We start from the raw sequence: 22,592 nt of genomic DNA, 5'->3' as shown, positions 1-22,592 counted from the left end.
GGCGGCGGGGGGCAGAGCCCGCTTCGGCTGCCGCACCCCTCAGCGTTCCAGCCTTTCAGGCAGGCCGTTGGCCCAAGTGCTGATGGTGCCCGCGCCCAGGCAGACAACCATGTCGCCGGGACGGGCCTGCTCGCGCACCAGGCGCTCCAGGTCTTCCTCGTTCAGCAGGGCACGGGCGTGGCGGTGGCCGTGGCGGATCAGGCCCGCCACCAGGTCATCGCGGCTGGCGCCCTCGATCGGGTCTTCGCCCGCGGCAAAGACCTCGGCGATTGCCACCACATCGGCCTCGTTGAAACAGGCGCAGAAATCTTCGAACAGATTCGACAGCCGCGAATAGCGGTGCGGCTGATGCACCGCGATCACCCGGCCGTCGCAGGCCTGGCGCGCCGCCTTCAGCACCGCGGCGATTTCCACCGGGTGGTGGCCGTAATCGTCGATGATGGTGACGCCGTTCACTTCACCCACCTTGGTGAAGCGCCGGTTGACGCCGCCGAAGGCGGCCAGCGCCTCGCGGATCTCGGTGCTGTTCATACCCAGATGCCGCGCCACCGCAACCGCCGACAGCGCGTTGGAGACATTGTGGTCCCCCGGCATCGGCAGGGTGCAGCCTTCGATCACCCGCTCCTCGGCCTGCAGCACCACGTCGAAATGCGCAACGCCCGCCTTGTAGGTCAGATTGACAGCGCGTACATCGGCCTGCGCGTTGAAGCCATAGGTCACCACCCGGCGGTCGGAAATCCGGCCCACCAGCGCCTGCACCTCCGCATGGTCGGTGCAGCAGACCGCGATGCCGTAGAACGGGATGTTGGAGACAAACTCCAGAAACCCGTCGCGCAAGCGATCGAAATCGCCCCAGTGCTCCATATGCTCCGGGTCGATATTGGTCACCACGGCGATGGTCGCGGGCAGCCGGTTGAAGGAGCCGTCGCTTTCATCCGCCTCGACCACCATCCATTCACCCTGCCCCATCCGCGCGTTCGAGCCATAGGCGTGAATAATGCCGCCGTTGACGATCGTGGGGTCGAAACCGCCCGCCACCATCAGCTCTGCCATCATGGTGGTAGTTGTGGTCTTGCCATGGGTGCCGCCAATGGCGACGTTCGATTTCAGCCGCATCAGCTCGGCCAGCATGTCGGCGCGGCGCACCACCGGCAGGCCGCGCAGCCGGGCCTCGTCCAGCTCCGGATTGCCCGGCTTGATCGCCGAGGAGATCACCACAACCGCGGCCTCCTCCAGGTTCTCCGCCTTCTGGCCCACGAAGATGCGCGCGCCCAGCTCTTGCAGCCGGCTGGTGATCTTGGAGGATTTCAGGTCCGACCCCTGCACCATATAGCCGAGGTTCAACAGCACCTCGGCGATGCCCGACATGCCGATGCCCCCGATGCCGACAAAGTGGATGGGGCCGACGTCACCGGGCAGTTTGGTTGCAGGGTTCATAACGTTTATCCTTCTTCGGCCAGCTGTTCCACCAAGGCCGCCAGGCGTTCGGTGGCATCGGGAACCCCGGCGCCTAGTGCAGCCGCCGCCATCTGCGTGGCGGCCCGCGGGTTACTCAGAATTGCGCCCATATGCTCCGCCAGCACCGGGATATCAAGGGCGCTTTCCGGGATCATCACGGCGGCATTGGCATTCACCAGCCCGCGGGCGTTCGCGGTCTGATGATCGCCTGCCGCGGCGGCAAAGGGGATCAGGATCGAGGGCCGCCCGATGATCGAGATATCCGCGACCGAAGACGCCCCCGAACGCGAGATCACCAACTGCGCCTCCGACATGCGGGCGGGCACGTCGGTGAAAAAGGTCTGCACGTCAGCGTTGATGCCATGTTCGGCATAATACGCATTGACCCGCTCCAGGTCTTCTTCCCGCGCCTGATGCGAGACGCGCAGATGCCGGCGGAGCTCCTCCGGCAGCGCGGCCACCGCAGCGGGCACCACATCGCTCAGGATCCGCGCGCCCTGGCTGCCGCCCATCACCAGGAGCGACATCGGATAGTCCCCCGGCGGGATATAGGCGGCACCGGCCCGCTCCCTCACCGCGGCCCGCACCGGGTTGCCCGCGTGTTCATGCGGCACCCCATCGGGCAAAGCTGTCGGCCAGGTGCCGCAGGCCACACCCGCCACCCGCTTGGCAAACAGCTGGTTCACCCGGCCCAGCACGCCGTTCTGCTCATGGATCATCCGCGGCAGCTTCAGCAGCGTGGCCGCTCCCAGCGCCGGGATCGACGGGTAGCCGCCGAACCCGATCACCGCATCAGGCCGCTCCCGCCGCATCTGCGCGGCCATCGACAGAACGCCGGCCGCGATCTTCGGTCCCGCCAGCGCCTTGGCCAGCAGCCCGCCCTGGGCAAAGGTGGCAGAGGACACCTCGGAAATCTCCACCGCGCTTGGAAAGGCGGCGGTGTAGCGCGCGCCGCGCGCATCCGTCGACAGCTTCACCCGCCAGCCGCGCGCCAGCATCGCCTCGGCCAGCGCCTGTGCAGGAAACATATGGCCGCCGGTTCCGCCGGCAGCCATCAAAAGCAGTTTCTGTGCCATCCCAGGTGGTCTCTTTCCAAATCTCGTCAGCGGCCGCGGCCGTTCAGGTAATCGGCAATCCCGCCCTGCGGGCGCGTCCGGGTAAAGGCCAGCAGCATACCCACTGCGATCCCGGTGGCAATCAGCGAGGATCCGCCGTAGCTGACAAACGGCAAGGTCATGCCTTTGGCGGGCAAAAGCCGCACCGCCACCCCCATGTTGATCATCGCCTGAACGCCAAACATGCACACGAGGCCGGTGCCGGCGAGACGGATGAAAGTATCGCGCTCGCGCATCAGCCGGAACAGCGAGCGCACCACGATCAGCGCGTAAAGCGCGATCAGCACCGCCACCAGCACCAGCCCGTATTCCTCTGCCGCGACGGCGACGATGAAATCGGTGTGGGCATCGGGCAGCGACCATTTCACCTGCCCCTCGCCGACGCCGACGCCGAACAAACCGCCCTCGCGGATCGCGTTGGTGGCATAGCCCAGCTGGGTGGTCGGATCGACATCCGGGTTCAGGAAGCCGTCGATGCGGCGGGCAAAGTGTTCCGAGCTGTTATAGGCAAAGATACCGCCCATCACGACCACGGCAGCCATGCACACCAGCAGCAGCATCGGCGCGCCCGCCACGAAATACATCACGCCCCAGCCGAACAGGATCAGGCTTGCCTGGCCGAAATCAGGCTGCAGAACCAGCATCATCACCACCATCATGCACAGCGCGAAGGACATCAGCGTGCCCGGCGGGCCGTTGATCTGCTGGCTGGCGGCAATCATCCAGGCGGCGACCACGATGAAGCCGGGCTTCAGGAACTCCGACGGCTGCAGCGAGGCAAAGCCCAGCGAATACCAGCGCACCGCACCCTTGCCGAAGTCGGTGCCGAAAATGGGCAGGAACGCCAGTGCCACAAAGGCCACGGCAAAGCCGACCACCGCCAGCCGCCGCACCAGCACCGGCGACATCACCGAAGTCACCAGCATCGCCGCGAGCGCCGTCAGGCCGAACACCGCCTGCCGCTGCACGTAGTGGAAATTGCCGAAGCCGTTGCGCTCCGCCAGCGGCACCGAAGCCGCAAGCCCCAGCAGCAGGCCGATCACGAACAGCATCAGGATGCAGGACATCGTCCATTTATCCAGCGTCCGCCACCATTTCGGAAGGATCGGCTCGCCTGCCCGCACAGGAACCGCGCCATAGACCATCTCAGTCATGGGAATACCGCCACTAATTGCCTCGCTCCGCCCCATTTTTCGGGGTCTCACTTAAACTGTAACGATTCGTGAGCGCTGGCGCCAGAAAAAGAACACCCCTCGGCGGAATCCCACCGCCCCGCCGCAGGCCTGCCTTGACAGGCAAGAAGCCGCCCGCTTGCCGCCGGCGATGCGCAAACAGCCGCCGCCGGGACCTCCCTCTTGCGCCGGCGCCGATTCCGTGGTCGATGCGCGCCATGCGGATAAACACCATGATTCTCGGCGCCGGCGCGGCCGGCATGATGTGCGCGCGCCATTGCGGCGGCAGCACCCTGGTGATCGACCACGCCAAGGCGCCGGGCGAGAAGATCCGCATCTCCGGCGGCGGCCGCTGCAACTTCACCAACATGTATGCGGAGGCGAAGAACTACCTCTCCGCCAACCCGCATTTCTGCAAGTCGGCGCTGGCCCGTTACACCCAGTGGGACTTCATCGGTCTGGTCGACCGCCATGGCATCGCCTGGCATGAGAAGACCCTGGGCCAGCTGTTCTGCGACGGCTCCGCCAAGCAGATCATCGCCATGCTGACGCAGGAGATGGCGCAGGCCGGCGCGGACCTGTGGCTGCAGACCTCGGTCGAGGCCGTGGAGCAGACCGCGGAGGGCTACGCGGTCAAACTCCTGCGCGAGGGCAAGGCGCAGACCGTCACCTGCCGCAACCTGGTGCTGGCCACCGGCGGCAAGTCGATCCCCAAGATGGGCGCCACCGGCCTCGCCTATGACCTCGCCCGCCAGTTCGGGCTGGAGATCACGGACACCCGTCCGGCGCTGGTGCCCTTCACCTTCCCCGACGGGCGCTTCCAGCCGCTGGCCGGCGTCTCCCTGCCTGCACGCCTCAGCAACCACCGCACCTCCTTTGACGAAGCGCTGCTGTTCACCCACCGCGGCCTCTCCGGCCCGTCGGTGCTGCAGCTCTCCTCCTATTGGCGCGAGGGGGAGGAGATCACGGCCAACCTGATCCCCGGGACGCCGCTTTACGACCTGCTGCGCGACCAGCGCCAGGCCGGGGGCCGCCGCGACCTGACCACCGAGCTGTCCCGCCACCTGCCCGGAAAACTGGTGGAGTTCCTCGCGCCCCAGCTTGCCCTCAAGGGCCGTCTGGCCGACCAGTCCGACGCCGCGCTCGCCGCGCTGTGCGAGGCCTTGCAGAACTGGCGCCTGCTGCCCGCGGGCACCGAAGGCTACCGCACGGCGGAGGTCACCCTGGGCGGCATCAGCACCGATGGCCTCTCCTCCAAGACGATGGAGGCCAAAGCCGCCCCCGGCCTCTACGCCATCGGCGAGGCGGTGGACGTGACCGGCTGGCTCGGCGGCTACAACTTCCAATGGGCCTGGTCGTCAGGCCATGCCGCGGGCGCCGCCATCGCCGCCAAGGGCTAAGCGCGGCTTTACTCCAAGCCGCCCGCCGGCTATTTAGTTATCGTGATAACTTAAATGGAGTTTCCCATGACCGCCCCTTTTCAATTGTTTGCCAAAATCACGCCCAAGCCGGAACACCAGGACGCCGTCCGGGACAGCCTGCTCAGCATTCTCGCCCAGACACGCGCCGAGCCGGGCTGCCTCAAGTTCAACCTGCTCGAAGGCCGTGACGGCACCTGTTTTTATCTGGACGAGGAATGGGCCAGCGACGGCGCGCTGGCACAGCATTACGCCGCCCCCTACATCGCCCCGATCTTTGCCAAATACGAGGATTGGCTGGCGGCACCGGTCGAAATCCACAAGATGACGCCGCTGGCCTGAACGCCGGTGTTCTTCCTCAAGGATCTCCCGTCGCAGCAGATGGTCGAAGCTTACGCCGCCCCCTGCGGCGCGGACCCTGTGCGCATCACCGGCGCCCTGGTGATGATGCGGCGCGCCAGCCTTCTCATCCGCAGGCTCGACAGCTATTTCGCCGCCCATGGGCTGTCGCAGCTGCGGTTCCTGGTGCTGATCGTGATCGACCGGGAGCCGGAGCGCCGGTCGCTGACCCCGAATGACATCGCGCAGCGGATAGATATCTCCAAGCCAGTGCTCAGCAGAACCTTGCAGGGGCTGGAGCAGGACTGCCTGATAACGCTCGCTGCAAGCCGGACGGACGGGCGCTCCAAAGAAGTCTTCCTGACGGCAGAAGGCCGCCAGCGCCTGAATGATCTCCTGCCCGGCTATTTCGGCATCCTGTCAGAGGAGACGGCAGGGCCCGCCCCTGACTGACGCTCAGCCGCCGCCACGGGCCGTCCGGCACCGGACCGTTTGGAGCTTTCCGCTTCGGAGCCGCCTTCGCTTGGGCACGGGCGGCCAGGGATGACGGGCGGGGTCAAGGGAAATCGCGGAGGCTCCGCCGCAGGCGGATACCGCTATTTCCCTTGGGCGCGCGCGGCAGCTCTGGCAGGCACAGGACAAGTGAAGGCGGGTGCGAAGCGGGTATTCCGCTTGGGTGAGCCTGAAGCCCCCTCCCCGCTGACAGCCTACCCCAGCCGCTTCTTCACCTCAGCGATGAAATCCTCGCCGCGCTGCTCGAAGTTGTCGTACTGGTCGAAACTCGCCGCCGCCGGTGCCAGCAGCACGGTGTCGCCCGCCTGCGCCTCCGCCATCGCACGTTCCACCGCAGCATCCATCGTGGTGCAGACCTCCGCCTCCACATCCAGCTGCAGGGCAAAACCGGCCGCCTCGCGGCCGATCACATAGGCCTTTTGCACATTGCCGGTCTGCCCCTTCAGCGCTTCCAGCCCGCCGTCCTTCTCCAAGCCGCCGCAGATCCAGCGGATGTTCTTGAACGCACTCAAGGCCTTCACTGCACTGTCCAGATTGGTGGCCTTGCTGTCATTCACATAGCGCACGCCCGCCGCCTCAGCGATGGTCTGGCTGCGATGCGGCAGACCCGGGAAAGTCGCCATCGCGTCGCCGATCACCCGCGGTGCCAGACCCAGCGTGCGTGCCGCCGCATAGGCCGCGCAGGCGTTCTGGTGGTTGTGCGCGCCCGGCAGGCCGGTCATCTCCCGCAGGCCGATCGAGGCCGCCTGCCGCCCCTTGCGGTACTCAGACAGGAACCCCTTGCGGGCAAAGACCTGCCAGCCCGGCCCCGTCAGCTTGCGCGCGGCGGAAATGCGGATCACCCGGTCGTCGCTGGCGCCCTCGGACAGCTGGCCTGCCAGAAACAGCCCCTCGTCCTCGTCGATGCCGATGACGGCGCGGTCCGGCCCGCCTTCGGCGAACAGCCGCCGCTTAGCGGCGAAATAGCCGCCCATGCCGCCATGCCGGTCCAGGTGGTCCGGCGACAGGTTGGTGAAGACCGCCACATCCGGGGTCAGCGCGCGGGCCAGTTCGGTCTGATAGCTCGACAGCTCCAGAACCACCACGCCGCCCTCGCCCGGCGGGTCGATGTCCAAGACGCCGCGGCCGATGTTGCCCGCCAGCTGGCTCTCGCGGCCCGCCTCCTGCAGGATGTGGTGCAGCAGCGCCACCGTGGTGGATTTGCCGTTGGAGCCGGTGACCGCCACCACCCGCGGCGGCTGGTCGTGCATCTGCCAGTCGGCATCCGCGAAGGAGCGGAAGAACAGCCCGATGTCATTGTCCACCGGCACCCCCGCCTCCATCGCGGCGCGGATCACCGGATTGGGTTTCGGGTAAAGATGCGGAATGCCGGGCGAGGTGATCAGCGCCGCCACATCGTCAAAGGCGCCCGGTTTATGCAGATCGCGGCAGGTGAAGCCTTCCGCCTCCGCCGCCTCCCGCGCTGCGGGGTTGTCATCCCAGCACAGCGCCTCGGCGCCGCCTGCCCGCACCGCGCGGGCGGTGGCCAGGCCGGACCGTCCCAGCCCCAGAACCGCCAGTTTCGCGCCCTCATATCCTTTGACCGGGATCATCGCCTGCACTCCCTCGAAATCCGTGCAGAAACCGCTACCCGATCCCTTCAGGCTTTGCCAGTGCCCTCAGCCAGGGCCGTCAGATTGACAAGCCCCGGCCCATGCCCGAAATTCGCCCTGAAGAAACAGGAGGACGCGGCGCGTGGCACCGGATATGCAAACCTTGCTCGACCGGATCAGCGCGGGCATGCAACGCCGCACCGACCGCGGCGCGGTCGCCAGCTATATTCCCGAACTCGGGCAGGTCGACCCGGACCAGTTCGCCATTGCGGTCGCCACCGCCGATGGCAAGCTGTTTCACGCAGGCGATGCGCTGACCCGGTTTTCGGCGCAAAGCATCACCAAGGTGTTCACCCTCGCCATCGCGCTGGGGCGTGCAGGCGACCAGCTGTGGAACCGTGTCGGGCGCGAGCCCTCGGGCACCGCCTTCAATTCCATCGTCCAGCTGGAGCATGAGCGCGGCCGCCCCCGCAACCCTTTTGTCAACGCAGGCGCCATCGTCACCACGGATGAGCTGCTGGCGGGCCGCGAGCCAAAGGAGGCGCTGGCGGAAATCCTCGGCTTCATCCGCGCCGCGGCGGGTGACGACGACATCCACATCAACAAGGCCGTGGCCAGTTCGGAAACCCGCCACGGCCACCGGAACTTTGCCCTTGCCAACTTCCTGGCGTCCTTCGGCAACCTCAAGAACACGCCGGAAAAGACGCTCGGCACCTATTTCCACCAATGCGCCACCGAAATGACGACGGTGCAGCTGGCCAAGGCGGGGCGTTTCCTGATCGGGGCCGACAAGGGGCCAAGCCTGGTGTCGCAGGGCCGGGTCCGGCGCCTGAGCGCCTTGATGCTGACCTGCGGCCATTACGACGGGTCGGGCGAGTTTGCCTACCGCGTCGGCCTGCCCGCCAAAAGCGGTGTCGGCGGCGGCATCCTGGCCATCGTGCCCGGCAAGGCCAGCGTTGCGGTGTGGTCCCCGGGCCTGGACCACAACGGCAATTCCAAGCTGGGCACCGAAGCGATGGAGCGGCTGGCCCGCGAGATGGATTGGTCGGTGTTCTGAACCGGTTGCACCGAGCGCCCCGGTACTACCACCTTTGCACGCTCATAATCCTTGAAGTGGATCATCGCCTGCCCTCCGCACATCCTTGGTTTTCGCCGCACCCAGCACAGAGAGACAACGGAAACGCAAGCAGAGTTAGGCAAGGTCTTGATGACGTCGTCTCCGAAGCCTGACCTTGGCCCGCACGGTTAACTTCCGTCCCTTCCTCGGGTCAGCAGGAACCAAGCCACGCAGCCAGCTATAGCGGACGATAAAGCCCAAAATTGGGTTTGGTACTCCGATGCCACAAAGAAATCCAACATATCAACTCCCAAGCCACCCGCCCACCTTACAGCAGGGCATCAACCTCAGCTGAATCCACACCTATCAAATCGCATTTAAGTTGAAATCCCGAATTCGCCACCATGGGCAGCGCCCGGACCGAGGGGTGGGCGTAAAGCGCCCTCCCCGTGGGGTCGGTCCGGGCGCTGCCCGGCGTGCCGCCGGGCGGGTGTCTTGCAGCAGGTGTTGCGCAACCAGCGACCGGTGCTCTCACCGGACCTTCACTCGCCTGCGCTACGTTCGAACCGTTGCAACGAGAAGACCAGGAGACCGGCCCCCTCAGACCACCTCCTCATTGGGTGCAGGGCGGGTCCGCACAGGCCGATAGACGGACATGGCCCCGTGGCAGGGGCCATCCGATGCTCCGCCCCTCCGGCGGCGCCGCCTTCTTCTTGAAAGACAAACCGCCCGAAGCGTCAGCCCCGAGCGGTTCCAGAGATCAGAGAGTTCAAACCGCCCCGCCAAAGAAACAGCGCGGCGGCCAAGAGCCGTAGGGTGGGCGATTCCGCCCACCGCTGCGCTGCCGTCAGCGCACCTTCAGCGTTGCCAGGCCGATCATCGCCAGGATCAGCGAGATGATCCAGAAGCGGATCACGATGGTCGGTTCCGCCCAGCCCTTTTTCTCATAGTGGTGATGGATCGGCGCCATCAGGAACACCCGCCGTCCGGTGCGCTTGAAGTAGAGCACCTGGATGATCACCGACAGCGCTTCGACCACGAACAGGCCGCCGACGATGGCCAGAACCAGCTCATGCTTGGTGGCGACCGCGATGGCGCCCAGGGCACCGCCCAGCGCCAGCGAGCCGGTGTCGCCCATGAACACCGCCGCCGGCGGCGCGTTGTACCACAGGAAGCCGAGGCCCGCGCCGAACAGTGCCGCGGTGAAGATCAGGATCTCGCCGGTGCCGGGCACGTAGTGCACGTCCAGATATTCGGTAAAGTCGACCCGCCCCACCGCATAGGCGATGACGCCCAGCGTGCCGGCCGCAATCATCGACGGCATGATCGCCAGCCCGTCCAGGCCATCGGTCAGGTTTACCGCATTGGCAGCGCCGACGATGACGCAGATCGAAAACGGCACGTAGAAGATCCCGAGATTGATCAGCGTGTCCTTGAACACCGGCAGCGCCAGCTGGTTCTGCAGCGGCTCCGGGTGATAGGCCGCGGCCCACAGCGAGGCGGTCACCGCGATCAGTACCCCCAGCAGCAGCCGCACCTTACCCGGCACGCCCTTGGTGTTCTGCTTGGAGACCTTGGCATAGTCATCGGCAAAGCCGATGAGGCCATAGGCCATGGTCACAAACAGAACCAGCCAGACAAAGGGGTTATCCCAGCGCGCCCACATCAGCGTCGCGGTCAGCAGCGCGCCGACGATCAGCAAGCCCCCCATGGTCGGGGTGCCCGCCTTGGAGAAATGCCCCTCCGGCCCGTCGTTGCGGATCGGCTGGCCCTTGCCCTGCCGCTTGCGCAGCACGTTGATCAGCGGCTTGCCGAACAGGAAGCCGAAGACCAGCGCGGTCAAAAAGGCGCCGCCTGCGCGGAATGTGATATAGCGGAACAGGTTGTAAAAATCCCCCCCGTCCGACAAAGCGGTCAGCCAATAGAGCATCCTGGCCCTTCCCTCGTTTTTCTTAAGCGTTTTCTGAGTTGGGGCCGGATTGACCCATTTCGCGGATGCCGTCAACGATCTTGGCCAGCGCCATGCTCAAAGAGCCCTTGGCCAGCACGATATCGCCGCCTTGGATTTCGCCTGCCAGCCCGGGCACCGCCTCGTCGCTGGTCTGATACCAGCCGCCGCGTTTGCCTTCCGGCAGGGCCTTGTGCAGCGCCCGCATCAGCGGGCCGATGCAGTGGATCTTGTCGATACCTTTGACCGCGTCCAGATCCGCCAGCCCGGCGTGCTGTTCCACTTCCTGCGGGCCAAGCTCCTTCATGTCGCCGACATAGGCGACCCTGCGGCCCTGCCCCGGCGTGGCCGCCAGCACCGCCAGCGCCGCCGCCATCGAGGTCGGATTGGCGTTGTAGCTGTCGTCCAGCAGGGTGATCTCGCCGCCCGCCAGCCGGACCGCCTCGCGCACGCCGCGGCCCTTGACCGGCGACCACAGGGCGAGGCTTCCGGCTGCTTTGACCGGATCAGCCCCCAGCGCCTCGACACAGGCCAGCGCGCCCAAGGCGTTCATCGCAAAATGCGCGCCAAGCGATTGAATATGCAGCTCTACTTCCCGTCCGTTTGCGGTGGCGCGGGCGACGGTCTCCTCGCCTTCGATCCCGGCAGAGTGCAGGGTGTAGTCAGAAGCGCTCTCGCCGAACCAGCGGGCAGAGACGCCCAGATCTGAGGCCACATCGCGCAGCACATGCGCTTCGGCGACATCAGCGTTCAGCACCGCCACGCCGCCGGGCTCCAGCCCTTCCATGATCGCGGCTTTCTCGCGGGCGATGCCCTCGACGTTTTCAAACGCCTCCAGATGCACCGCGGCGACAGTGGTCACCATCGCCACATGCGGGCGCGCCTGTATTGCGAGCGGCGCGATCTCGCCCGGGTGGTTCATGCCGATCTCGATCACCGCATATTCGGCATCGCGCGGCATCCGCGCCAAAGTCAGCGGCACGCCCCAGTGGTTGTTGTAGCTGGCGACCGCGGCATGGGTGCGGCCCTGATCCGACAGCATCCGCGCCAGCATTTCCTTGGTCGAGGTCTTGCCGACCGAGCCGGTGACGGCCACGACCTTGGCGTCCGTGCGGGCGCGCGAGGCCTTGCCCAAGGCCTCCAGCCCCGCCTGCACATCGTCCACGATCAGAAGCGGCGCATCCGCTGGAACACCCTCAGGCACACGGGAAACCAGCGCCGCGCCTGCGCCCTTCTCCAGCGCCTGCGCCACGAAGTCATGGCCGTCGCGCGCGGCTTTCAGGGCCACGAACAGATCGCCGGGCGCGATGGTCCGGGTGTCGATCGACAGGCCGGAGACAGCCCAGTCCCCCTGCGCCCGCCCGCCGGTGGCAGCGGCGGCCTCATTTGCGGTCCAGAGCGTCATGCCATCCTCCCGTCCAGCGCGGCCACGGCAATGCTGGCCTGCTCCACATCGTTAAAGGGCAGCACCGTGTCGCCCACGGTCTGGCCGGTCTCATGCCCCTTGCCGCAGATGATCAGCGCATCGCCCGGCCCCAGCATGTCGGCGCCGCGCAGGATCGCCTCGGCGCGGTCGCCAATCTCGATACAGTCCGGCGCGCCGCCCTTCACTGCGGCACGGATCACTGCCGGATCCTCGCTGCGGGGGTTGTCGTCGGTGACGATCACCACATCGGCGTTCTCATGCGCCGCCTGCCCCATCAGGGGCCGCTTGGTGGTGTCCCGGTCGCCGCCGGCGCCGACGATGGCGATCAGCCGGCCCAGCACATGCGGGCGCAGCGCCTTGATGGCGCTGGCGACCGCGTCGGGTGTGTGGGCATAGTCGACAAACACGGCAGAGCCATTGTCGCGCTCCGCCGCCAGCTGCATCCGGCCGCGCACGGTGGTCAGATGCTGCAGGGTCTCAAACACCCGCTCCGGGTCCTCGCCGCCGGCGATCACCAGCCCGCAAGCGAGCAGCACGTTTTCCGCCTGGAAGCCGCCGATGAGGTTGAGGCGCACCTGAAACGGCTTGTCATGCCAGGCAAAGCGCATGTCCTGGCCGGTGCCGTCATAGCGCAGGCCCAGCAGGCTGAGGTCGCCCAGCCCCCGGCCCACGCTGATCACCTCCTGCCCGCGGGCGGCGGCCACAGCGCGCATTTCCGCCCCGCGGGGGTCGTTCATGTTGATGACTGCGACACCCTCGTCCGGCAGCACCCGGCGGAACAGGCCCGCCTTGGCGGCAAAATAGGCCTCAAACGTCTCGTGATAGTCCAGATGGTCCTGGGTGAAATTGGTGAAGCCCGCAGCGGCCAGCTGCACCCCGTCCAGGCGGCGCTGATCCAGCCCGTGCGAGGACGCCTCCATCGCCGCATGGGTGACACCCGCATCTGCCGCAGCGGCCAATGCGCGGTGAAGCGTGATGGGTTCCGGCGTGGTGTGGGCCAGCGGATAGCTCCAGGCGCCTTCGATGCCGGTGGTGCCCATGTTGACGGCCTCATGGCCCAGCTCGGTCCAGATCTGGCGCACGAAGGTCGCGACCGAGGTCTTGCCGTTGGTGCCGGTCACCGCCACCACGGTCTGCGGCTGGCCGCCGAACCACAGCGCGGCGGCATAGGCCAGCGTCTGGCGCGGGTCTTCGACCACCACCAAAGCGGCGTGGCTTTCGTCCAGCACCTTGGCGGCGATGCCTGCGCCCGCGGCGTCGGTCAGGATCGCAGAGGCGCCCTTTTCCAGCGCGGCAGGGATGAATTTGGCGCCATGCACCTGGCTGCCCGGAAGGGCCGCAAAAAGGTACCCGTCGCGCACCTCGCGGCTGTCCACCGCCAGCCCGCGGATCTGCGGGTCGGCGCCGCCGCGGGCGGTCAGCCCCAATTGGCTGAGAGGCTGGTCTGGTCTGCTGCTGCTCATGGCGGCCCTCTACCCTGGATTAGTTCGAGGTGAGGGTTATACCAGTCACCTCTGCGGGTTCAACTTGCGGACGCAGGCCCAAGAGCGGCGCGACGCGGCCGATCATCTCCGCCGCCACCGGGGTGGCAGTCCAGCCGGCTGTGCGGCGCTCCTCGCCGTGGGCGATGATGGAGGGTTCGTCCAGCGTCACGATCAGCACGTATTTGGGGTCATGTGCCGGGAAAATAGAGGCAAAAGTGGCGATCACCTTGTCCTCGTAATAGCCGCCGCGGGGCTTGGGCTTGTCGGCGGTGCCGGTTTTGCCGCCCACCTGATAGCCCTCGACCTCGGCAAAAGATGCGGTGCCTTCGCTGACCACCTTGCGCAACATCTTGCGCGCGGCGGCGGCGGAGGCCTCGCTCATCACCCGCTGGCCCAGCTGCGCGCCGTTCCGCTTCAGAATCGTCGGCGCCACGTAGCGGCCGCCGTTGGCCACCGCGGCATAGCCCGCCGCCAGATGCATCGGCGTGGTGGAGATGCCGTGGCCGTAGGAAATGGTCATCGCCGACAGCTCCGACCAGTTGGCCGGCAGGAGGGGTTTTCCGCCTGCTGCTTCGGAGATTTCAAACGGGGTCGGGTCCAGCATACCCATCGTCTGGAGGAAACTCTTCTGCCGCTCCACCCCGATTTGCTGCGCCAGCCGCGCGGTGCCGATGTTGGAGGATTTGACGATGATCTTGGTCACCGACATCTCGTTGCCGTAGTTGCGGAAATCGCGGATCGCAAAGCGGCCCCAGCGCAGCGGCCCGCGGGTGTCGATCACGGTGTCGGCACCCACCAGCCCCAGATCCATCGCCTGCGCGGCGGTGAAGATCTTGAAGGTGGAGCCAAGCTCATACACGCCCTGCACCGCGCGGTTGAACAGCGGGCTGTCGGAGGGGTCGAACCCGGAGGTCGGCGGGCGCGGCCGGTCGTTGGGATCGAAGTCCGGGAAGGAGACCACCGAGATCACCTCGCCCGTATGAGTGTCCATCAGGATCGAGGTGGCGCCCTTGGCGTTCATCAGCTTCATGCCGCCGTAAAGCACCTGCTCGGCTGCCGCCTGCACGGTGAGGTCCAGCGACAGTTGCAGCGGCTTGCCCGCGTTGGCCGGGTCGCGCAGGTAGTCGTCGAACTGGCGCTCCACGCCGGCAACGCCGATCACCTCGGCGGCGTTCACACCCTCCTTGCCGAAACCGGCGCCGCCCAGCACATGCGCGGCGAGGCTGCCGTTCGGGTAAAGCCGCATTTCGCGCGGGCCGAACATCAGGCCGGGATCGCCGATGTCATGCACCGCCTGAAGCTGTTCGGGGCTGATTTTCTTCTTTACCCACAAAAACTTGCGCTTGCCGGTGAAATCCTTGATCAGCCGCTCGCGGTCGAGGTCGGGGAAGATCTCCACCAGCTTTTCCGCCGCCCCAATGGGGTCGATCATCTGCGGCGGCTGAGCATAAAGGGAATGGGTTTCGAAATTGGTGGCCAGCAGGCGCCCTTCGCGGTCGACGATATCGGCGCGCTGCATGGCGATGGCGCTGCCCGGCACGCTTGCCACAGGCTCGGCCGGTTCGGACACCGCGGTCATCGCCATGCGGGCAATGATCGCCCCGAAGGCGCAGACAAAGAACAGGCCCAGCACCAGGAGCCGCCCCTCGGCGCGCTGGCGGGCCTGCACCTGCATCTCCTGGTGGCGCAGGCTGAGGTTTTCGCGTTCGATCGCGTCCGGGTTCGCGCCGGTTGCGCGGGCGTGCAGGACACGGGCCAGCGGGCGGAGCGGTGTGCGGATCATGGCTGCGTCCTCACATTCAGGCCGGAAACTTCGACCTCGTTGGTGATCTCCAGATCCGGCAGCACCGGGTAGGAGACCTCATCCACCCGCCCGAACTGATCCGGGCGCAGCGGCAGGAGGCCAAGGCGGTCGAAGTTGATATCCGCCAGATCGCGCAGCCGCTGCGGGCGGTTCAAGTAGGCCCATTCGGCGCGCAGCACGCTGAGCCGGACCTGCGCCGCGCCGATCTGCTGCTGCAGGGCGCGGGTTTCCTTCAGCACTTGCTGGGTGGCGTAATTTTCGCGGTAGGCCCAAAAGGCAAGGCCAAACACAGCCAGACAAGTTGCGGCATACAGCAGGGTCTTCATTTACGCGTCTCTTTCAGCTGCGGCATTCCAAGCTCCTTGGCCGAGATCGGCCCCGGTGCGGCATCGGTGCGGCGCCCGACCCGCAGGCGGGCGGAACGGGAGCGCGGGTTCTCGGCCAGCTCCTGATCGTCCGGCCCCACCGCCTTGCGGGTGACCAGCTCGAACTGGGCGGGGGTTTCTTCCTGCTCCGGCGCATAGCGGTTGGCGCGGCCGGTCTTGCCTGCGCGGTGCTGGAAGAAGCGTTTGACCATGCGGTCCTCGACCGAGTGGAAGGTCACGACCGCCAGCAGACCACCGGGTTTCAGCGCCCGTTCGGCGGCCAGGAGGCCCTCGAACAGCTCCTCATATTCGGCGTTCACCGCGATGCGCAGGCCCTGGAAGCTGCGGGTCGCGGGGTGCGACTGGCCGGGCTTGGGGCGCGGCAGGCAGCTCTCGATGATGCCCGCAAGGCGCAGGGTGGTGGTGATCGGCTCGATCTCGCGCTCGCGGACGATGGCTTTGGCGATGCGGCGGCTGGCGCGCTCCTCGCCGTAGTGGAACAGGATATCGGCGATCTGAGCTTCGGTCAGCTCCGCGATCAGGTCGGCGGCGGAGGGGCCGGACTGCGACATCCGCATGTCCAGGGGGCCGTCCTTCATGAAGGAGAAGCCGCGTTCGGCCAGGTCCAGCTGCATTGAGGAGACGCCAAGGTCCAGCACCACGCCGTCGAGGTCCTGGGCGTATTCATCCATGCGGGAGAACACGCCGGGCTGCAGGATCAGGCGGTCGCCGTACTCTCCTGCCCAGGGTTTTGCGAGTTCAAAGGCCAGCGGGTCGCGGTCGACGCCGATCACCTGCTCCGCCCCGGCCTCCAGCAGGCCCCGGGTGTAGCCGCCGGCGCCGAAGGTGCCATCCAGCCAGCGGCCGGTGACAGGGGCAACCGCCTGCAGGAGCGGCCGCAGAAGAACGGGGATGTGGGGACCATTGGCAGCGTTCTGGTCCTGGGTCATGTCTCAAGCGCTCCCGGCGCCATCTAGGAATTCCATCGGATCGAAGCCCTCGGGCAGCTCGTCCATCCATTCTTCAGCCTGGGCCAGTTCCTCTTCCTCGTAGGTCTCCGGCTTCCAGATCTGGAAGGTGTCGCCCGCGGCGATGAAAAAGGCCTCGGCCTCCAGATCAATCTTCTGGCGCAGCTTGGCGGGCAGCACCAGGCGGCCGGTCTCATCCACATTGGTCGGGAAGGACTGGCCGTGGAACATGCGCTGCAGCATCTTGCGCTGCATTGAGCCGCGCGGCAGCTGGTCGATCTTGGCGTCAACCTCTTCGATCGCCTCGATAGTATAGCATTCCAGGAAATTGCGGCGATGGTCGCCGTAAACGATCACCAGTTCGGGGTTCTGGCCCGGCTGCCAGCTCGGATCGGCGGCCTCCAGCACACGGCGAAAGGAGGCGGGGATTGACACCCGCCCCTTGCTGTCCACCTTGTGGTGGCTTTCGCCTCTGAACCTGCGGCCCAATTTCCCGTCCTTTTCGCGCGTCCCTCGCGTTAATCCGTCCCCCAGAATGAAAAGGGGCGGGTTGATCTGCTGCCACTGATCAACCCGCCGCCCTGGCCCGCTTTGCGGGATGTCCGACTGCGCGCGCCACCTGGGGGGATGTCTGCTCGCTCGCGCGCCGGATCTCTTGGTTCGATGAAAGCGAAGGCCTGTATGAAACCTGCTTGTTTTGTTTTTTTGGCTTGGGGTCGTTTGGCGCCCCGTCCCTCGTCTCATCTGATAAAACAGGGATACTATGGGAATTGATGGCCCTGCAACTGTTTTCTGCCCAAAACCGCCAAGCTCTTGACAGTGAATCCGAAGATTCGGCCCAGATTCGCGGCCCATTTGGGGCCAAATTCGGAATTTGTTGTAAGAAAAGCCAGCGCAAACACAACATATAGAGGGGAGTTGCAGCTACAATTTTTTTCCCATAGTTTCCCGCGATTCCGGCGGGAGACTCGCAGATTCCACCGATGTTCGCTTAACGTTCGCAAATCAGCCTGCGCCTTTGCACCAGAAAATCGCTTTGCCAGCGTTTCAGCACGGGATGATTCGTGCTGGCAAGAGGGAATGGACGGTGAAAAGGGCCATGATTTCCCATGGCGCCCATGATTTCCCGCAGATCCCGTGAATTCCCAGCGATCCCATGGGATCCCGCCCGCCCAACGCGCCTTAGTCCCGGGCGGCCTGTCCCATGCGGTCCCAGAACCGGCAGCCTGTCCCATCAGCGCCCATAAGGGCCGCAAACAGCAGAAGGCCCGCCACAGGGGGCGGGCCATCCGGCGCAAGGCGCCATCATATACTAGAGAGAATTTGTGCGTGCCCGCGGGGCCTCAGGCCATGCCGCCCCGGACCAGACCTTCCGCGATCCGGGCATAGGCCTGGGCCATTGCCCCCCCCCCCGCCGCGACGGGCGTGCCGCTGTCGCCCGCCAGCCGGGTTTCCAGATCTATCGGCAGCGCGCCCAGGAGCGGCAGGCCCAGAGTCTCGGCCTCAGCCGCGACGCCGCCGTGGCCGAAGATGTGATGCTCGCCGCCGCAGTCCGGGCAGGTGAAGAAAGACATGTTCTCGATCAGCCCCAGCACCGGGGTCTTCAGCGTGTTGAACATGTCCAGCGCCTTGCGCGCGTCCAGCAGCGCCACGTCCTGCGGGGTGGAAACAACGATGGCGCCGGACAGCTCCGCCTTGGTGCAGAGCGTCAGCTGCACATCGCCGGTGCCGGGCGGCAGGTCGACGATCAGCACGTCCAGCTCGCCCCAGTTCACCTGGCCCAGCATCTGCTGCAGCGCGCCCATCAGCATCGGGCCGCGCCAGACCACCGCCTTGCCCTCCTCCAGCATGAAGCCGATCGACATCAGCGTGACCCCATGCGCGTGCAGCGGCTCGATGGTCTTGCCGTCGGGGCTGGCGGGACGGCCCGCGGCGCCCATCATCCGGGGCTGGGAGGGGCCGTAGATATCGGCATCCAGGAGGCCCACCTTGCGGCCCTGCCGGGCCAGCGCTACGGCCAGGTTCGACGAAATGGTGGACTTCCCCACCCCGCCCTTGCCGGAGGCAATGGCCAGGATGCGCTTGACACCTGCGGGCTTCAGCGGCTCCGCCTGCGGTTTCGGGTGGCCGCCGACCTTGAGGCTGGGCGCGGGCTGCTGCGGGGCGTGGGCGGTCAGCGCGGCGGAGACGGCTTCGACACCGTCAAGCGAGAGCACCGCCGCCTCGGCCGCCTTGCGCAGCGGCTCCATCAGCTTGGCGATCTCAAGGCTCGGGGCCTCGATCACGAAGCTGACCCTGCTGCCTTCGATGCGCAGCGCCCGCAGCATGTCGCGCGACACCAGCGTGCCGCCGTCCGGCAGGGCCAGCCGCTCCAGCACTGCGTGAATCTGATCCTGGGTGACCGGCATGACTGCTCTCCTGCGTGTTCTTCGCGCCTTATATATGCGGCGGCGGCGGCGCGTGAAACCCGCCGGGCCCGATTGCCGCACGCGGGCCGCGGGGACCGGCGGCGGCGCTTGTCAACAGACGGGACTGCGCGCCATGCAAAAACCGCCGCACGGTGCCGCATAATTATACAGATGCGTAAGCCGTTGCCGAAATTATTGTCATATTCCAGTTACATACCCATACATCACCCATGCAGATGCTGCATAGCAGCATTGACGAAGCACGGGATTGCGACTTCCGGGGAGATCCCTAAATTATGGCTCAAGCGGCGCCACTGAGGCGCAAGACGCAAATGACGAAACGGCTGGATGAAGGAACGGAACCATGGCTGCAGCACATCAAATCTCCGCAGTGAGCGTGGCATCCCCGGCAGGCTTCCTGAATGCGATGCTGGTGAAGGTCACCCGCTACCGCCTGTACCGCCAGACCGTCAATGAGCTGTCGGCGCTGTCGGGCCGCGAGCTGGCGGACCTGGGCCTGAGCCGCTGCGAAATCAAGCGCGTCGCCTACCAGGCCGCATACGAGAACAACTGATAGAGATCAGGCTCTTCCTCCTCCTCCCTTTGAAGAGCCTGTGCTACGCGGCGGCATCCTCCTCCTCCCTGATGCCGCCGCACCCTATACCGGTCACAAGCCGGGCTTGAATCACCGGGGTCTCCTCCTCCCTTTTCCCCGGTGTTTGACAGAACGGCGGTACCCCTCCTCCTCCCTGGGCGCCGCCGTTTCTTGTTTTTCAGGACCTCATTTTTCAGAACATCACATGAAAGCCTGCGCCTTGCAGGCCTCCTGTGGTCATGGTGCAGGCAAGCGGCTGCAGCCAGGCAAAAGGCCTGCCGCTGTCACGTCTTTGTCAGAGGATGGGGGTGGCGCGGGGGCGGCGGGCAGCTGTGCTGCCCGCCGCCCCCGCGCCCGGATCGGATCGCTGCGCGATCCGATCCGCCGGCACAGCCGGCGCCAGAGCGCTGATCAGAACGGAACGTCGTCCGGGGTGGAGACGAAGCGGGCAACCACTTTCTTGGTACCGGCCTTTTCGAAATCCACTTCCAGCTTGTCGCCCTCGATCCCGGTGATGGCGCCGTAGCCGAATTTCTGGTGGAACACGCGCTCTCCCAGGGTGAAGCTGGAGGTGGCGGTCAGGTCGATCACCTGGTGCTTGCTTTCCTTGGGCTGCGACAGGCCGCGCTGGCCGGCGCGGGCCTGCATCCGTTTCCAGCCGGGCGAGTTGTAGCCATCCGCCTGCGCCATCTTTTCCTCGATCGTCGAGCGCACCTGCCCTGCCCCCATCGAGGCCCCGGGCGCCGCCGCGCCGTAGCCGCCGCCATAAAGGCCCGGCGGGGTCAGCACCTCGACATGCTCCTCCGGCAGTTCGTCAATGAACCGCGAGGGCAGCTGCGATTGCCACTGGCCGAACACCCGGCGGTTGCCGGCGAAGGAGATGGTGCAGATCTGTTCGGCGCGGGTGATGCCGACATAGGCAAGGCGGCGCTCTTCCTCCAAGCCTTTCAGGCCGCTTTCATCCATTGAGCGCTGCGAGGGAAACAACCCGTCTTCCCAGCCCGGCAGGAAGACGGCGGGGAATTCCAGGCCCTTGGCAGCATGCAGGGTCATGATCGAGACCTTTTCGTCCGCGTCCTGCTTGTCGTTGTCCATCACCAGGCTGACGTGTTCGAGGAAGCCCTGCAGGTTCTCGAAAGACTCCAGCGCCTTCACCAATTCCTTGAGGTTTTCCAGGCGGCCCGGCGCCTCCGGCGTCTTGTCGTTCTGCCACATGCCGGTGTAGCCCGACTCATCCAGGATGATCTCTGCCAGCTCCATATGTGTCGTGTCGGCGTCGCCGGCCATGCGGCCCCAGCGGGCGATGCCCTCGACCAGCTGGCGCAGGGCGCCGCCGCCCTTGCCCTTGATCTGGCCGCTCTCCACCGCCAGACGGGCGCCCTCCACCAGCGAAACACCGTTTTCGCGGGCGAGGCCCTGGATGGTCTGCTGCGCCTTGTCGCCAAGGCCGCGCTTGGGGGTGTTGACGATGCGCTCGAACGCCAGGTCGTCATCCGGAGACACCACGACGCGGAAATAGGCCATCGCATCGCGGATCTCCATCCGCTCATAGAAGCGCGGGCCGCCGATCACCCGGTACGGCAGGCCGATGGTCAGGAACCGGTCCTCGAACGCGCGCATCTGGTGGGAGGCGCGCACCAGAATCGCCATCTGGTCCAGCCCCAGCGGCGCCTGGCCGCGGGTGCCGCGCTGCATCGATTCAATCTCTTCGCCGATCCAGCGGGCCTCTTCCTCGCCGTCCCAATGGCCGATCAGGCGGACCTTTTCGCCGTCGCCGGCATCGGTCCAAAGCTCCTTGCCCAGGCGGCCCTGATTGCCGCGGATGACGCCCGCGGCGGCGGCAAGGATATGGCCGGTGGAGCGGTAGTTCTGCTCCAGCCGGACTACCATGGCACCGGGAAAATCCTTCTCAAACCGCAGGATGTTGCCGACCTCGGCACCGCGCCAGCCATAGATCGACTGGTCGTCGTCGCCGACGCAGCAGACGTTCTTGTGCTTGCCCGCCAAGAGCCGCAGCCACAGGTACTGGGCGACGTTGGTATCCTGGTATTCGTCCACCATGATGTAGCGGAACCAGCGCTGGTACTGCTCCAGCACGTCGGGGTGGTTCTGGAAGATCGTGACCATGTGCAAGAGCAGGTCGCCGAAATCGACCGCGTTCAGCTCGCGCAGGCGGGTTTGGTACTGGGCATAGAATTCGGTGCCGCGGCTGTTATAGGCGCTGGCGTCGCCTGCGGGCACCTTCTCCGGTGTCAGGGCGCGGTTTTTCCAGTCGTCGATGATGCCGGCCAGCATCCGCGCGGGCCAGCGCTTGTCGTCGATGCCCGCGGCCTGGATCAGCTGTTTCAGCAGGCGGATCTGGTCATCGGTGTCGAGAATGGTGAAATTGGATTTCAGCCCCGCCAGTTCAGCGTGGCGGCGCAGCAGCTTGACGCAGATCGAGTGGAAGGTGCCGAGCCACGGCATGCCCTCGACCGCCTGGCCCAGCATCGCCCCGACCCGCTCCTTCATCTCGCGGGCGGCCTTGTTGGTGAAAGTCACCGACAGAATCTCATTCGGGCGCGCCCGGCCGGTGCTGAGAAGGTGCACGATGCGGGTGGTCAGCGCCTTGGTCTTGCCGGTACCCGCGCCCGCCAGCATCAGGACCGGACCGTCGAGGCATTCAACCGCTTCCCGCTGGGCGGGGTTGAGGCTGTCCAGATACGGCATCGGCCGCGCCTGCATGGCGCGTGCCGACAGCGATGCGCCCTCAAAGGCGTCCATTTCGTCAAAACTGCTCATGGCGCGATCCTAACCTGATTCAAGCTTGGCGGAAAGAGGACGTTCACACTCTGTTCACCTGCCTTCCGCCACCTCTCGGGGACCCGTTGCAGGCGGCTGTAAACTGCTCATCGGAAAGAATGATTTCAGGAATCTTACGGGAGATTAAC

General features: G+C 66.0%; 18 protein-coding genes. 5 read left to right on the top strand and 13 right to left on the bottom strand.

What is annotated here, in order from left to right; genetic code table 11:
* Positions 1 to 39 precede the first annotated feature (39 nt).
* The 3 genes from murC to ftsW are packed head-to-tail and all read right to left on the bottom strand — an operon-like array spanning position 40 to position 3,727.
* Positions 40 to 1,437: a UDP-N-acetylmuramate--L-alanine ligase gene (gene murC, locus PHA8399_RS01515; protein WP_058284430.1), complete on the bottom strand. Its 1,398-nt coding sequence runs from the start codon at positions 1,435 to 1,437 to the stop codon at positions 40 to 42.
* Positions 1,438 to 1,442: 5 nt separating this feature from the next.
* Entirely contained in the window at positions 1,443 to 2,534 is a 1,092-nt protein-coding gene (locus PHA8399_RS01510) for a UDP-N-acetylglucosamine--N-acetylmuramyl-(pentapeptide) pyrophosphoryl-undecaprenol N-acetylglucosamine transferase (protein ID WP_058284429.1), read from the bottom strand.
* Positions 2,535 to 2,560: 26 nt separating this feature from the next.
* Entirely contained in the window at positions 2,561 to 3,727 is a 1,167-nt protein-coding gene (gene ftsW / locus PHA8399_RS01505; protein WP_058284428.1) for a putative lipid II flippase FtsW, read from the bottom strand.
* Positions 3,728 to 3,963: 236 nt separating this feature from the next.
* Between ftsW and PHA8399_RS01500 the strand changes: the two genes are divergently transcribed.
* From PHA8399_RS01500 to PHA8399_RS01490, 3 genes are all read left to right on the top strand, one after another.
* Positions 3,964 to 5,145 carry a BaiN/RdsA family NAD(P)/FAD-dependent oxidoreductase gene (locus tag PHA8399_RS01500; RefSeq protein ID WP_058284495.1) on the top strand — a complete coding sequence of 394 codons (1,182 nt, stop codon included), beginning with the start codon at positions 3,964 to 3,966 and terminating at the stop codon, positions 5,143 to 5,145.
* A gap of 66 nt (positions 5,146 to 5,211) precedes the next feature.
* Entirely contained in the window at positions 5,212 to 5,505 is a 294-nt protein-coding gene (locus tag PHA8399_RS01495) for a putative quinol monooxygenase (RefSeq protein ID WP_058284494.1), read from the top strand.
* Between the two features lie 6 nt (positions 5,506 to 5,511).
* On the top strand, positions 5,512 to 5,955 hold the full coding sequence (locus tag PHA8399_RS01490; RefSeq protein WP_058284427.1) for a MarR family winged helix-turn-helix transcriptional regulator: 444 nt from the start codon (positions 5,512 to 5,514) through the stop codon (positions 5,953 to 5,955).
* A 254-nt stretch (positions 5,956 to 6,209) separates the two neighbouring features.
* Here the strand turns inward: PHA8399_RS01490 and murD are convergent, their stop codons facing one another.
* The gene (gene murD, locus PHA8399_RS01485; RefSeq protein ID WP_058284426.1) at positions 6,210 to 7,607 is read right to left on the bottom strand and encodes a UDP-N-acetylmuramoyl-L-alanine--D-glutamate ligase; all 1,398 of its coding nucleotides are present in this window, start codon (positions 7,605 to 7,607) and stop codon (positions 6,210 to 6,212) included.
* Between the two features lie 154 nt (positions 7,608 to 7,761).
* Here murD and PHA8399_RS01480 point away from each other — a divergent pair, with 154 nt between their 5' ends.
* Positions 7,762 to 8,664, top strand: coding sequence for a glutaminase (locus PHA8399_RS01480; protein ID WP_058284425.1), 903 nt, complete (start codon positions 7,762 to 7,764; stop codon positions 8,662 to 8,664).
* An 847-nt stretch (positions 8,665 to 9,511) separates the two neighbouring features.
* Here the strand turns inward: PHA8399_RS01480 and mraY are convergent.
* The 8 genes from mraY to PHA8399_RS01440 form a co-directional block, all read right to left on the bottom strand.
* Positions 9,512 to 10,594, bottom strand: a complete 1,083-nt coding sequence (mraY, locus tag PHA8399_RS01475) for a phospho-N-acetylmuramoyl-pentapeptide-transferase (protein ID WP_058284424.1) — start codon at positions 10,592 to 10,594, stop codon at positions 9,512 to 9,514.
* A 22-nt stretch (positions 10,595 to 10,616) separates the two neighbouring features.
* Positions 10,617 to 12,017, bottom strand: coding sequence for a UDP-N-acetylmuramoyl-tripeptide--D-alanyl-D-alanine ligase (locus PHA8399_RS01470; RefSeq protein WP_058284423.1), 1,401 nt, complete (start codon positions 12,015 to 12,017; stop codon positions 10,617 to 10,619).
* Positions 12,014 to 13,501: a UDP-N-acetylmuramoyl-L-alanyl-D-glutamate--2,6-diaminopimelate ligase gene (locus PHA8399_RS01465; RefSeq protein ID WP_058284422.1), complete on the bottom strand. Its 1,488-nt coding sequence runs from the start codon at positions 13,499 to 13,501 to the stop codon at positions 12,014 to 12,016. The genes PHA8399_RS01470 and PHA8399_RS01465 overlap by 4 nt, the downstream gene beginning before the upstream one ends.
* Before the next feature lie 19 nt (positions 13,502 to 13,520).
* The gene (locus tag PHA8399_RS01460) at positions 13,521 to 15,305 is read right to left on the bottom strand and encodes a peptidoglycan D,D-transpeptidase FtsI family protein (RefSeq protein WP_058284421.1); all 1,785 of its coding nucleotides are present in this window, start codon (positions 15,303 to 15,305) and stop codon (positions 13,521 to 13,523) included.
* Positions 15,302 to 15,652 carry a cell division protein FtsL gene (gene ftsL, locus PHA8399_RS01455; protein WP_058284420.1) on the bottom strand — a complete coding sequence of 117 codons (351 nt, stop codon included), beginning with the start codon at positions 15,650 to 15,652 and terminating at the stop codon, positions 15,302 to 15,304. The genes PHA8399_RS01460 and ftsL overlap by 4 nt, the downstream gene beginning before the upstream one ends.
* Positions 15,649 to 16,641 carry a 16S rRNA (cytosine(1402)-N(4))-methyltransferase RsmH gene (gene rsmH, locus PHA8399_RS01450; protein WP_058284419.1) on the bottom strand — a complete coding sequence of 331 codons (993 nt, stop codon included), beginning with the start codon at positions 16,639 to 16,641 and terminating at the stop codon, positions 15,649 to 15,651. Before rsmH ends, ftsL begins: the two co-directional genes overlap by 4 nt.
* Positions 16,642 to 16,644: 3 nt before the next feature.
* The gene (gene mraZ, locus PHA8399_RS01445) at positions 16,645 to 17,148 is read right to left on the bottom strand and encodes a division/cell wall cluster transcriptional repressor MraZ (protein WP_082649414.1); all 504 of its coding nucleotides are present in this window, start codon (positions 17,146 to 17,148) and stop codon (positions 16,645 to 16,647) included.
* Positions 17,149 to 18,002: 854 nt separating this feature from the next.
* Positions 18,003 to 19,067: an Mrp/NBP35 family ATP-binding protein gene (locus PHA8399_RS01440; protein ID WP_058284418.1), complete on the bottom strand. Its 1,065-nt coding sequence runs from the start codon at positions 19,065 to 19,067 to the stop codon at positions 18,003 to 18,005.
* A gap of 364 nt (positions 19,068 to 19,431) precedes the next feature.
* Here PHA8399_RS01440 and PHA8399_RS01435 point away from each other — a divergent pair, with 364 nt between their 5' ends.
* Positions 19,432 to 19,641, top strand: a complete 210-nt coding sequence (locus tag PHA8399_RS01435) for a DUF1127 domain-containing protein (protein ID WP_058284417.1) — start codon at positions 19,432 to 19,434, stop codon at positions 19,639 to 19,641.
* 432 nt (positions 19,642 to 20,073) lie between these two features.
* Here PHA8399_RS01435 and PHA8399_RS01430 read toward each other — a convergent pair whose 3' ends face one another.
* Positions 20,074 to 22,443, bottom strand: a complete 2,370-nt coding sequence (locus PHA8399_RS01430) for an ATP-dependent helicase (RefSeq protein WP_058284416.1) — start codon at positions 22,441 to 22,443, stop codon at positions 20,074 to 20,076.
* Between the last annotated feature and the right edge of the window lie 149 nt (positions 22,444 to 22,592).

This window comes from Leisingera aquaemixtae, from assembly GCF_001458395.1.
GTDB lineage: Bacteria > Pseudomonadota > Alphaproteobacteria > Rhodobacterales > Rhodobacteraceae > Leisingera > Leisingera aquaemixtae.
Note: the sequence above shows the minus strand (reverse complement) of the source record. Positions and strands in the feature narration are given on the sequence as shown.